The organism is Acinetobacter seohaensis, from assembly GCF_056431365.1.
Genome location: NZ_JBWKMK010000117.1, coordinates 1 through 12192, shown reverse-complemented (window position 1 = coordinate 12192; position 12192 = coordinate 1). Strand labels below are relative to the sequence as shown.

Below are 12192 nucleotides of genomic sequence, written 5' to 3'. Positions count from 1 at the left end.
CGCCTTACAAAACTGTAAAGCGTATATTGCAAGAACGGACTGACCGCTACAAGTCGGAACTGACCGACTCAGGCTCTAGTTACACGCTTGGCAACAAGACATTAACAGAGTGCGAATTAGTCCTTGAGTATGTTTGAATACATTTTAAGGAACAGTCAAAACTGACTCCCGTTTTTATGCTCTAAACCTTGTGGCTGAGTGTATGGCTAGAATGATTAATTTTGACGATAACCATTCGGATTCTGCTTTTGCCAGTTCCAGCTATCAGTCAACATATCTTCTAGGCCATATTGTGGTGTCCAGCCCAGTTCTTGCAAGGCGCGGCTATTATCTGCAAAAGATATCGCCACATCGCCTTCACGACGTGGTGCAAACTCAAATGGAATCTGCACACCATTGACCTGTTCAAAAGTATTCTTCACTTGCAGCACCGAAATTCCATTACCCGTACCAATATTCCAAGCACGGCAACCCTGGGCAGTCAAACGGTTATTCAAGGCACATAAATGCGCGTTGGCCAAATCGACCACATGAATATAATCGCGCACACCAGTACCATCTGGTGTGGGATAATCCTGCCCAAAAATTGACAGTTTTTCACGACGTCCCACCGCCACTTGGGTGACATAAGGCATTAAATTATTTGGAATACCTTGTGGGTCTTCGCCAATGCAGCCACTTTTATGTGCCCCCACAGGATTAAAATAACGCAATAGCGCAATCGACCAACGTGCATCGGCAAGGGCTGCTTTTTGTAAAAGCTGTTCCACAATCAGCTTGGTATAGCCATAGTTATTGCTTGGCATACCCGTTGGCATCTCTTCATTCAACGGCGAAATATTGGATTCGTCATATACTGTAGCCGATGAACTAAACACCAATTTAAACACATGCGCGCGCTGCATCGCCTGCATCAAGCTAATTGAACCCGCAATATTGTTATCAAAATAGCTCAGTGGAATTTGTTGGCTTTCTCCCACTGCTTTGAGTCCTGCAAAATGAATCACTGCATCAATTTGATGTGCAGCAAACACAGCATCCAAAGCAGCAGCATCACGAATATCACCCTGAATAAACTGCAAGGTTTTGCCCGTCAGTTGCTGCACCCGCGCCAATGACTCTGCCGAGCTATTAGATAAATTATCTAGCACCACCACGCTGTGCCCTGCATTCAGCAACTCAACACAGGTATGTGAACCGATATAGCCCGCACCGCCTGTGACTAAAATATTAGCCATCTATTTTTCCTAATAAAATTTTTAATAAACCTTGAGTCGATGCATCGAGTGCCGATAAATCCTGTTGCTGCCCATTTAAAATAGGCAAAAGCTGATTGGCAATTTCCTTACCTTTTTCTACGCCCCATTGGTCAAAAGGATTGATATTCCACAGCACCGATTGTACAAAGACTTTGTGTTCATACAAAGCAATCAACATGCCTAAGCTATACGGATTGAGTTCTTGCAATAAAATACTGCTACTTGGCTGATTACCACTGTACTGCTTATATGCCGCTAAGCCATCTAATTCCTGCTGATCTAAAGCCTGATTACCAAAGGCCAAAAGCCGCGACTGTGCCAAGCAGTTAGACAAGGCCAAATGATGCTGCTCTACCAAAGCCTCAGCATTTTCAGCATAGGTAAATTGATTCCCATTATAACGCTGCACAGGGGCAATAAAATCACAGCTGACCGCATGTGTCCCTTGATGCAACAATTGATAGAACGCATGCTGTGCATTCGGCCCGACCTCACCCCAAACAATCGGGCAAGTATCGACGCTCACCGCCTCGCCATTACGCTGAATCGACTTGCCATTCGATTCCATTTCTAATTGCTGTAAATACGAAGCGAAGTATTTTAAACGTCCATCATAAGGCAAGACCGCATGAGTCTGAATATTCAGGAAATTATTATTCCATACCCCAAGCAAGCCCATCAGCACTGGGATGTTCTGATCAAATGCAGCATTTTGAAAATGCTGATCAACCGCATAAGCACCTGCTAAAAACCGCTGAAAACCCGCAATGCCAATGGTCAGGGCAATCGGTAAGCCAATACACGACCATAACGAATAGCGACCACCCACCCAATCCCAAAGCAAGAGCTGATTTTCAGGACAAATGCCCCAAGCGGTCATTTTATCGGCTTTGGTGGATACCCCAATAAAGTGATGTTTCAGAATTTGCGCATGTGTGCCCAAAGCCTTTTCTAGCCATTGTTTCACCGTTTGTGCATTGGATAAGGTATCAATAGTGCCAAAAGACTTGGACGAAATAATAAATAAAGTGGTTTCAGGACGCAGACGATGCAGCAATTCAGATAGCTGGCTGCCATCCATGGTAGACACAAAATGTACATTCAGTGGTTTTTCAGTTGCCACTTTAAAATCAGATAAGGCTTGGGTCACCATCAACGGGCCTAAATCTGAGCCACCGACACCAATATTGACCACATCCTGAATCACTTCACCCGTGGCACCACGGTATTGGCCTGCATGGATTTTTTCCACCAAGGCATACATACGCTCAAGCTGGGTATGGACTTGCTCAGTCAATGCAGCGTAGGCATCGGTCTGTTCGGAACCGCTTGCTGCTGTGCTGGTCGCAGGCAAACGCAAGGCCCAATGCATCGCATCGCGCTGTTCGGTATAGTTGATTTTCTCTGAGCCAGTTGCCGTTGAAAATAAACGTTGAATCCACTCAGCAAGCTGACTCTGCTGTGCAAACTGAACCAGAGTCTGCAACACCTTGGCGTCAATCCGATGCTTGCTATAGTCAAACAGCACACTGTCCAAAGCCACCGAGAAACGCTGAAAACGCTGCGGATCTTGAGCAAACAGCTGATTTAAATGCAGATTCTGAAACTGTTGCTGCAATTGTTGTAACTGCGACAAGGCATTGTCATTTGGGGAGATCGAGCTTTGCGTCTGTGGCATTGTGCTACGAATCATTAGCGACCGACTCCCATATAAGCAAAACCTTGTGCCTTCACAAATTCAGGATCATAAATATTGCGACCATCCAAAATCAGCGGATGCTCCATCTGCTTCAATAAAGTTGGGTAATCCAGACTCCAATATTGTTTCCAAGCGGTCAGCACACATAATGCCGATGCACCTTCTACCGCTTGGTATTGGTCTGCACATAAAATCAGATCATCACGCTGACCATACTGTGCCGCAATTTCAGGTAAGGCTTGTGGATCGTGCAGTTTTACCGTGACACCCTGCGCCCACAATGCAGGCAACATCACATGAATGGGAGAATGTTGCACCCGTGCGGTATTTTCTTTAAAGGCTGCGCCCCAAATCGCCACGGTTTTACCGTTTAAATCGCCCTGATAATAATTCCAAAGCTTTCTAAACAAGAGTTCTTTTTGTTGTTCGTTAATGTCCCAGACCTGCGCCAACAGCTGACTTTTCACCCCTGTGGTGGATACGGTACTGGCCAGAGTCTGAATATCATGACTAAAGTTTTCACCGCCAAACCCCGCACCAGGATACATATATGATGCACCAATACGGCTATCTGCCGCCATACCCTGCCGCACATGCTCAATATCAATCCCGAGTTTTTCTGCCACCACTGCCAAGTCATTGATATAACTGATACGAGTCGCCAACATGCCGGAAATACTCAGTTTGGTAAATTCTGCATCCAACACGGGCATAAACAGGTATTGCTGTGCACGGGGAAATAAAGGGCGGAGTAATTCTTTGAGTTTGACTTGTGCACGTTCATTTTCACAACCCACCGTGAGTTGCTGTGCCCGAGTCATACTTTGAATGGCATTACCCTCTTGAATCATGTCAGGCAAATACATCCAGTCATCTTGTGGCAAGATTTTTTTCAGGCGCTGTGTGCCATTTAAACCCAAAGTCGAGGCATTGATCATCAATTTAGGGTGAATGATCGGACGTTGTTGCAACTGCCGCAAAACAGTTAAGGCGTGAGCTTCTTCAGTCGGGTTCAAACTGAGTAGATACACATCCACATCTAAAGGCAATGCAGCAAAATCACAATAGTGTAAAAAGCCCTTACTGCATTGTTGTTGTAATAACAGGCTCAAGGCTTGGTCTTGAAAGCTGAGATGTTGCTGTTCGAGTGGATGGGCAGCATCCTGAAAGATATCACACCAATAGACTTGATGCCCACATTCTGCCAAGAGTGCAGACATCACGCCTGCATAGAGGGTTTTTCCGAAGACTGCGACTTTCAAAATGTGGTTCCTGTGTATTGGTTGATGCTGTTTATTTCACGTGGGTTCCTCCCTTTTTTAAAGGGAGGTTAGGAGGGATTTTTACATTTCATCCTTTCCTACATCATATATGAATAACTTTTCAGGTTTTTTAATCCCCCTCAATCCCCCTTTGAAAATGGGGAAGTTCACACTAGCAAAGGCTTTATAATGGATGTTCCACCATGAGCAAGAATTTAAGCACTGCTTTAAATTTTCGCACATAAAATCAATTTTATAATGAGCACCCCTCTCTTTTTTAAAGAGAGGTTGGGAGAGATTTTCAACATTGGAAGTTTTCACCATATTTGGCTCTCCTTTTTTTAATCCCCCTTTTTCAAAGGGGGAAGTTCGCACTAGCAAAAGCTTTATAATGGATGTTCCTCCCTGAGCCAGAGTTTAAGCACTGCTTTAAATTCTTGCGTAAGAAGGGAGGCTAGGAGAGATTTTCTAATCTTTCCTCCCTCAACCCATCCTTAAGATTCAATCTTTAATTCTTGAATCAAGGCTTTAAAATCATCACCTAGTTTTGGATGATCAAGCCCATAATGCAACACCGCCTTTAAGTAACCCAACTTACTGCCACAGTCAAAAGTCTGACCTTGCATACGGTAAGCTTCCACCACACTGTTTTGTTGCAACATGGCAATCGCATCAGTCAATTGAATTTCATTACCCGCCCCTTTAGGGGTGTTTTCGAGCAAAGTCATAATTTCTGCAGGCAAAACGTAACGCCCCACCACCGATAAATTAGAAGGTGCAGTGCCTACTGCGGGTTTTTCGACAATGCCCTGCATCACGGTACTTTCACCTTCAGCAGGTGCTGTGGCTACATCGACAATACCGTATTGATCGACCAGATGATCTGGCACTGCTTCGACCATAATCTGTGCAGCGTTGCTTTGCTCAAAACGCTGAATCATGCGTGCCAAGTCATTTTGTGCAGCATCATCTTTAACCAATACATCGGGCAACAGTACCGCAAAAGCGTCATTGCCCACTACAGATTTAGCACATAAAACCGCATGCCCTAAGCCTAAAGGCTGTGGCTGACGTACACTCACGACACTGACATGTGCAGGTAAAATTTCGGTAATTTCTTTGAGCAAATCCAGTTTTTGTTTTTGTTCCAAAGTTGTTTCTAACTCAAAGTTACGGTCAAAGTAGTTTTCAATGGAGGCCTTAGAGGAATGGGTCACCAAAATAATTTGCTCAATCCCTGCTGCAACTGCCTCCCGCACCACATATTCAATCGCAGGACGATCGACCACAGTCACCATTTCTTTGGGAATGGCTTTACTGGCTGGCAGAAAACGGGTGCCTAAACCAGCAACGGGTAAAATGGCTTTTTTAATCATCTCAGATACCTGATTTCACACAAATTTTTTAGTTAAATTTTACTCATCAACAAGTTGAATTGACTTACTTCAACTTAGTTTTTGAAATTTAGTTCACCTTAATTTCTGTACCACGCGCATAACCATCCACATAGTGTTCAAGCTGTGCTAAAGCCCAGTCGATATCACTTTGAATTGCGGTTAAGTCATGCATACGCTCGAACACCATCAGCAATTCATCCAACGGATACATTTTTTCATAAGAACGCAAAATACGACTGTGCTGGGTCACTTCGGTATTATCCGCATCAATCAACAATTCTTCGTAAAGTTTTTCGCCTGGGCGTAAGCCTGAATATTGAATTTCAATATCACCTTCCTGACTGCCTGTTTCTCGTACTTTTAAACCACTCAGTGCAATCATTTGACGGGCCAAGTCCTGAATGCGTACAGGTTCACCCATATCCAGCAGGAATACATCGCCCCCCTGACCTAAAGCACCCGCCTGAATCACCAATTGCGAGGCTTCTGGAATGGTCATAAAGTAACGGGTGACTTCAGGATCAGTCACGGTAATGGGTCCACCTTTGGCAATTTGCTGTTTAAACAACGGCACCACCGAACCCGATGAACCCAAAACATTCCCAAAACGGACAATGCTAATTTGGGTCTGATCTTGCGCTTCTGCCATCGCCTGACAATACAATTCTGCCATACGTTTAGACGCCCCCATGACATTGGTTGGACGCACGGCTTTATCGGTAGAAATGAGTACAAAGGTTTCTACACCTGTTTTGACCGCTGCATTTAAGCTAAATGCCGTACCAATAGCGTTGTTTTTCAAACCTGCCAATGGGTTACATTCTACCAAGGGCACATGTTTGTAAGCAGCCGCATGGTACACGGTTTGAACCCTATACTGTTCCATCACTCGCTCTAGTTTGGCCTGATCCAACACTGAACCTAAAATCGGGATAATCGTGACATCGCTATTTAAGCGTAATTCTTTGTCAATGCTATACAACGCAAATTCGGTCAGTTCATAAATCACCAAGGCTTTGGGTTTATTTTTAACAATTTGGCGACACAGTTCAGAACCAATGGAACCACCCGCCCCTGTAACCAAGACCATTTTGTCTTGAATATTTTTAGCCAACAGTTCGGGTACTGGCGGCACAGGGTCACGCCCGAGCAAGTCAATAATATCGACTTCCTGAATATCCGATACGCGAATTTCACCATCGACCAGTTTGGTCAGTCCTGGAATTTCGGTAATTTTAATATGTGCAGGTTCTAAAAATTTGACGATCTCGCTTTTACGCATCCGCCCGACAGAAGGCAGTGCAATCAAAATTTCATCAATATGCTTTTTCGGCATGACTTTTAATGCTGTTTCTGCATCATAGACTTTTAAACGGCCCAACTGTTGTCCAGTGAGTGATGGATCATCATCAATAAACAACACGGGTAAGTGTTCATCGGAATTGTAGAGTGCTCCTGCAATTTGCTGTCCTGCATTGCCTGCACCATAAATCGCCACACGTTTTTTTTGTATATCGGCCTGTAAATAAGAACGCACGATAAAGCGAATAAAACCACGGCTAAACCAGACCCAAGCGAACATGAGAAAGCCGAACATAAGCGGAATAGAAGTGGGAATAAAGGCATCGGTAAAATATGCCAACGCATATAACCCTGCCACAGTCAAAGCCGTACCCACCCCCAATTTGACCATAAACAGTTCGCTGTAGGTACGCACAATAAAGCGATACACCCCAAAAATAAACAGCGATACAACTGCAATCACACTCGCCCATACCGAACCAAAAGCCAAATTGGGTACAACTTCTGCCCCCAAATCAAACTGGCGAATGGCATAACATAGCCACAGCAATACAGGAAATACACAGAAATCCAGCACAACTAAAAAGGCGAGTTTGGCAGCGCGTGGAGATTCTACAGCAGGTTCGATAATGGATTTCATAGATATACAATTATTAATATTTGAATTTTAAAACACCGTATTATTTAATGCAGAATACAGGTTCCAACCTCTAAAAATGAATGTGCAGCGATACTTTGACCACCCGCTACTTTTACTCCCACGCTTAAATGGGCAAATTCCTCAATGACAACGTCATGATCCAATAATGTACCAATATTTAAAATTACACCATCGTTAATCACAGTTTTACGACTAATTACACACCCTGCCATCACACTAACCCCTAGACCGATTTGAGCGGTTGGACTAATCATGCTGTGTGGATGAATAACCGATGTCAATTCTACACCCAAGGCTCGCAAAGTCTGTTGCCATTGTTGACGTAATGCATTATTACCTACAGCCACAATCGCTTGAAGATGCGTAATCTCCAGCTGATTTAAACTGGCAATATTTGTCACAATATTATAGTCATCTACATGTTGTGTTTCAGGCCAACGGTCATCGGCAAACATAATCTCTTGCCATTTTCCGCTAAATTCAGCAGCTTCTGCAACCGCCAAACCATATCCACCTGCACCTAAAATTAACAAGCTGGGTTTATTAAGCATCGGGATGACCTGCCTTGAATTTTATAGCCACAAATAACAATGGCAAATAGGCAATCAGTACTGCCAGTTCAGGGTATGCCCATGGTTGTGTAACAGTTATATAAGCGATAGGAAATAACCACAATAGGTTAATGGCTGCGACAGCCAACGTTACGGGGGTATGACTCCCCCATTTACGCGATAAAATTTGATAGCTATGGCTCCTATGCGCATCATACATTTTATAGCCACTCAACACGCGTTTAATAAGGGTATATGTTGCATCGACCACAAACACACCTAAGCAAATAATCCATGCACAAAACAGTGCCAAGTTTTCTTTTAGGGCGATGAGCGCCAAAATACCCAAAGTGAGACCGAGAAATCCGCTACAGGCATCGCCCATAAAAATTTTGGCCTTGGGAAAGTTCCAGAGTAAAAACCCAAATACACAGGCTGCCAATAACCACAATATGTCTATGTTTAATGTGGTATTCAGTACATAATATAAAATTGCCATACTGACTACAGTGGTAATGGCTTCAACACTGGCAATACCATTAATCCCATCCATAAAGTTATATAGATTCAACAACCACACCAAAAATAATACCGCAATGATATTGGCGATAAAACCAAGTTGCAGACCATTAAAAGCCGTAACTTCGCTAAAGCCCCCCAAGCTGATGACCACGCCTATTGCCACCAAAAAATGAACGGCTAAACGTAGCATGGAGTTAATATGTCCATGGTCATCTAAAAAGCCAAGTAAAGCGATGACAAAGCCCGCTGCCATAAGAGTTAAGCCAATATGTAACGTCAATTGTTGGCTATAGATCAACACCGCCAGCGCCAATAAGTAGCTACATACAACCGCAACACCACCACCACGTGGTGTAGGTACACTGTGGGAACTACGTTCATTGGGATTATCTATTATATTTTTCTTGAGGGCGTAAGCTCGCATGAAATAGGTCATCGCAAACGCAAGTAAAAAGAAAATAAAAAGGGATAGCATGGACATATTTATGACTAGGCTCAGTTTCTATGCGGTGTGTTAAACATTTTTTCTAGGCTTGTATCAACATTATACGGTGCTGTCCAACCTAAAAGTTGAGTATTTTTAGTGGTATCTACCACCAGTTCTGAGCATAGCCGTGAGGCAACCGCTTTTTTCCCCACCAAACTTGCAAGAAAACTGATCAAGCTTTTCGGTACAGGTAGCATCAGCAATTGGTTATTTTGGTATTTTGCTAATTTTTCAAATAATTGTTTGACTGAAATGTCATCCTGATCACTGGCTAGAAATACTTCACCGTTGGCATTAGGATGAGTCATACAAGTATGAATTAGATCGGCTAAATTATAGATGCTCACCATACTGCGTTTATTGTCTAAGCAACCAATAGGTAAAGGGATTTTTTTACTTGCCAAGTTCACCATACTTTTAAAGTTGGCTTTTACATTAGGGCCATAAATGAGGACTGGACGAATAATAACCACTTCTAAACCTGTAAGTTGAGATAGCTCAAGTAAGGCTTGTTCTGCTTCATATTTAGATAGGCCATACGGATCATCTGTGTAGACATCATCATTGGGGTGAAAGGCTTGCGTAGTAGTTTGTTCACCATTCACTTTAATACTGCTTAAATAGATAAAGCGTTTAACGCCACTTTTTACCGCTTTTTGTGCAAGGTTTAAAGTACCTTGCACATTGGTTTGGCGGTATGCTTCAAGTGGCGATGCAGCAGTTTCATGCATGACATGCGCACGACCTGCACAGTGAATAATAACCTCAATCTCGCTCAAATCAATATCGTCTAAATTGTCATTTAGGTCAAAATTGATATTACTAATATTTGGATGGTCAAATGTTCGGGCTTTACGTGTATTCGCTAAAACTGAATAGCCTTTTTCAGCCAAAAATAGAGATAAATATTGGCCTAAAAAACCATTGCTACCTGTGATTAAAGTATGTGAAACAAAAGGCATAAATTTATTCCTGAAATTATTTAGTTAATGCCATAACATCGTCAGCTAAATTATTCATAATATTACTACGTGTATATAAATGAATAAACTTTTCACGTGGCTTAATGTCATAATCTATATTATTAAATGCTTTTACGGCCTCATCCACATTACAAGGTTCAAAGATATATGCCCCATGCATACTATCATTTAAAAAGTCGACAACATATCCAGACAATCCACCCCAAATTGGCTTATTATAACAAGCATATTCAAAAATTTTTGATGGGATTACTTTCTTAAAAGCATCATAGTCATTTAAATGTAAAAATAGAATATCAGCATTTTCATAAAATTTTAACAACTCAATTCTATTTACAGGTGTAATAATTTCTACATTATTTACATTTAATTTCTCTAATTGCTCTTCTAGTTCTTTTTTCCTCCCACCGTTGCCAATCAATTGGAAACTTGCCTTATTTTCAAGCTTTTTTGCTAACTGTGGGATAATTTTATGTAGGCCTTGCCCATCGCCAAAATTTCCAGCATATACAACAGTTTTATTCCTATCTATATTAGGTGTTTTTTTTACTATATTATTTAAAAATATTGAGTCAATTCCATTCGTATAAAAGCTATACGATTTGTTTTTAAATTTACTTTCAAAATATGGTAAAAAACCTCTTGAAACCATATTTACTTTATGTGCCTTATTAATTGTAAATCTTTCAATTACTGACAGTATCGGTAGAACTAAAACTGTCATTTTTTTTGGAAAAACATCTTCTACTGTATCGATAAAAATATCACGTATATCTAAATACAAATAAGCTCTTTTTATTGTCGCTACTAAAGCACCTAAAAAAGCAGTCATTAGACGTGAAGATGTCGCATAGACCACATTATATTTTTTTCCAATAACTAATTTAAATGTGAATAAAAAAAATAGAATAAAACTAATAATTTGCCCTAATACTCCTGAGACTTTTGTACTCACATCCGCTCTGTAAATTGTCACATTTCCGTTATATTCAATTTTTTTACAATCTTCAGAAAAATCTTTATAGCGGTTAGGTAAAGTTGAGATGATATCAATTTTAGCTGTAGGATATTTCTGCTCAATACTCTCTACCAATGCTGTAGTTCTAAATGAACCTGCAGACAAGTCAGGTTTATAGAAAAAACTTATGATCAGTAAATTCATTTACGACTCCACGAAATAGTTGTTTCTAACATCCCTTTTAAAATATTCACACTTACACATTGATTTTCTATTTTTTTTCCAAACTCAGGATGCCACGTACCTTTTACAATATTTAACTCCGAGTCCGTACTGAAACTTATTTCACCCTTATATTCATCTAATTCAAAATTTAACTTATTATCATTTAAAGATGTAATTTTAACATTTGGATGTAAATGAAATTTTGCCTCTGCATTTTCATACTCTCCTAGAATCAAATCAGATATAATCAACTTTTGCTTATTAAACATCCAACTTCGTTGATGGGAAATATTAAGTCCTAAATTATAATAACCATTATGTGAAGCTTTAAAACCATTAATTATACCATTATCATTAAATTCAAGGGATTCTAATTTTGGATATGCTCTACGCGCCACTCTAAACCCCGCCCAGACCTCACTAGAATCAATATTATTTATAACTACAGTATTATGTGCAGAAGTACTACGCTGACGGTTTCGCTCCTCACCTAAACCATACTGAGAAATACCAGAGTTTACGAATAAACGTTCTTTTCCAATACTTAACTCAAAACTCAATGTATCTGCATGCGCATGGCCTGGTTGATAATCGGGACCAACTTTTGCAACATCTACAATCATTTTATAGTCATCACCATAAATTGATATATAGCCGCTTTCTTCCAAATAAGCATCAGTTTTTTTTGCTACTTCATAATCATCTATAATATTCAAAGCTACTGCATAGCTCTTTAAGTTTTTAAAGGTGGGGGCAATGCCCATACGCGCCAACTTAAGGCTTAAACTGTTGAAATATATTATAATTATCGCTTGAAAAATAAAAAAGGTGGTTGTATTTATTAATGCGCTAACACAAAACACAACCACCGTGGCGTATCATGATT

At 41.0% G+C, this 12192-nt stretch carries 11 protein-coding genes; all 11 read right to left on the bottom strand.

All coding sequences use genetic code 11. The annotated features are described in order from the left end of the window. Positions 1-215 precede the first annotated feature (215 nt). On the bottom strand, positions 216-1238 hold the full coding sequence (gene galE / locus AC07E5_RS10565) for a UDP-glucose 4-epimerase GalE (protein ID WP_180005901.1): 1023 nt from the start codon (positions 1236-1238) through the stop codon (positions 216-218). Next, positions 1231-2952 (bottom strand): glucose-6-phosphate isomerase, encoded by a 1722-nt coding sequence (gene pgi / locus AC07E5_RS10560; protein ID WP_498625433.1) that lies wholly within the window; start codon positions 2950-2952, stop codon positions 1231-1233. The genes galE and pgi overlap by 8 nt, the downstream gene beginning before the upstream one ends. Continuing rightward, positions 2952-4220: a nucleotide sugar dehydrogenase gene (locus AC07E5_RS10555; RefSeq protein ID WP_498625431.1), complete on the bottom strand. Its 1269-nt coding sequence runs from the start codon at positions 4218-4220 to the stop codon at positions 2952-2954. The genes pgi and AC07E5_RS10555 overlap by 1 nt, the downstream gene beginning before the upstream one ends. Positions 4221-4301: 81 nt before the next feature. Then, on the bottom strand, positions 4302-4544 hold the full coding sequence (locus tag AC07E5_RS10550) for a hypothetical protein (RefSeq protein WP_180112724.1): 243 nt from the start codon (positions 4542-4544) through the stop codon (positions 4302-4304). Positions 4545-4714: 170 nt separating this feature from the next. Continuing rightward, positions 4715-5596, bottom strand: coding sequence for a UTP--glucose-1-phosphate uridylyltransferase GalU (gene galU, locus AC07E5_RS10545; RefSeq protein WP_498625429.1), 882 nt, complete (start codon positions 5594-5596; stop codon positions 4715-4717). Between the two features lie 88 nt (positions 5597-5684). Then, a complete protein-coding gene (locus AC07E5_RS10540) occupies positions 5685-7559 on the bottom strand; it encodes a polysaccharide biosynthesis protein (RefSeq protein WP_498625428.1) in 1875 nt (624 codons plus the stop codon). A gap of 44 nt (positions 7560-7603) precedes the next feature. Beyond that, a complete protein-coding gene (locus AC07E5_RS10535; protein WP_498625426.1) occupies positions 7604-8131 on the bottom strand; it encodes an acetyltransferase in 528 nt (175 codons plus the stop codon). Next, positions 8124-9134 (bottom strand): MraY family glycosyltransferase, encoded by a 1011-nt coding sequence (locus AC07E5_RS10530; protein WP_498625424.1) that lies wholly within the window; start codon positions 9132-9134, stop codon positions 8124-8126. Before AC07E5_RS10530 ends, AC07E5_RS10535 begins: the two co-directional genes overlap by 8 nt. Positions 9135-9148: 14 nt before the next feature. After that, the gene (locus AC07E5_RS10525; protein WP_498625423.1) at positions 9149-10102 is read right to left on the bottom strand and encodes an NAD-dependent epimerase/dehydratase family protein; all 954 of its coding nucleotides are present in this window, start codon (positions 10100-10102) and stop codon (positions 9149-9151) included. Between the two features lie 16 nt (positions 10103-10118). Then, positions 10119-11285, bottom strand: coding sequence for a glycosyltransferase (locus AC07E5_RS10520; protein ID WP_498625422.1), 1167 nt, complete (start codon positions 11283-11285; stop codon positions 10119-10121). Beyond that, complete coding sequence (locus AC07E5_RS10515) at positions 11282-12070, bottom strand: heparinase II/III family protein (RefSeq protein ID WP_498625420.1); 789 nt, start codon at positions 12068-12070, stop codon at positions 11282-11284. Before AC07E5_RS10515 ends, AC07E5_RS10520 begins: the two co-directional genes overlap by 4 nt. Positions 12071-12192: the final 122 nt, after the last annotated feature.

Coding starts and splice junctions, on each gene's coding strand:
- galE (WP_180005901.1), bottom strand. CDS start 1,238: ATGGCTAATATTTTAGTCACAGGCGGTGCGGGCTATATCGGTTCACAT.
- pgi (WP_498625433.1), bottom strand. CDS start 2,952: ATGATTCGTAGCACAATGCCACAGACGCAAAGCTCGATCTCCCCAAAT.
- AC07E5_RS10550 (WP_180112724.1), bottom strand. CDS start 4,544: ATGGTGAAAACTTCCAATGTTGAAAATCTCTCCCAACCTCTCTTTAAA.
- galU (WP_498625429.1), bottom strand. CDS start 5,596: ATGATTAAAAAAGCCATTTTACCCGTTGCTGGTTTAGGCACCCGTTTT.
- AC07E5_RS10540 (WP_498625428.1), bottom strand. CDS start 7,559: ATGAAATCCATTATCGAACCTGCTGTAGAATCTCCACGCGCTGCCAAA.
- AC07E5_RS10535 (WP_498625426.1), bottom strand. CDS start 8,131: ATGCTTAATAAACCCAGCTTGTTAATTTTAGGTGCAGGTGGATATGGT.
- AC07E5_RS10530 (WP_498625424.1), bottom strand. CDS start 9,134: ATGTCCATGCTATCCCTTTTTATTTTCTTTTTACTTGCGTTTGCGATG.
- AC07E5_RS10525 (WP_498625423.1), bottom strand. CDS start 10,102: ATGCCTTTTGTTTCACATACTTTAATCACAGGTAGCAATGGTTTTTTA.
- AC07E5_RS10520 (WP_498625422.1), bottom strand. CDS start 11,285: ATGAATTTACTGATCATAAGTTTTTTCTATAAACCTGACTTGTCTGCA.
- AC07E5_RS10515 (WP_498625420.1), bottom strand. CDS start 12,070: ATGGGCATTGCCCCCACCTTTAAAAACTTAAAGAGCTATGCAGTAGCT.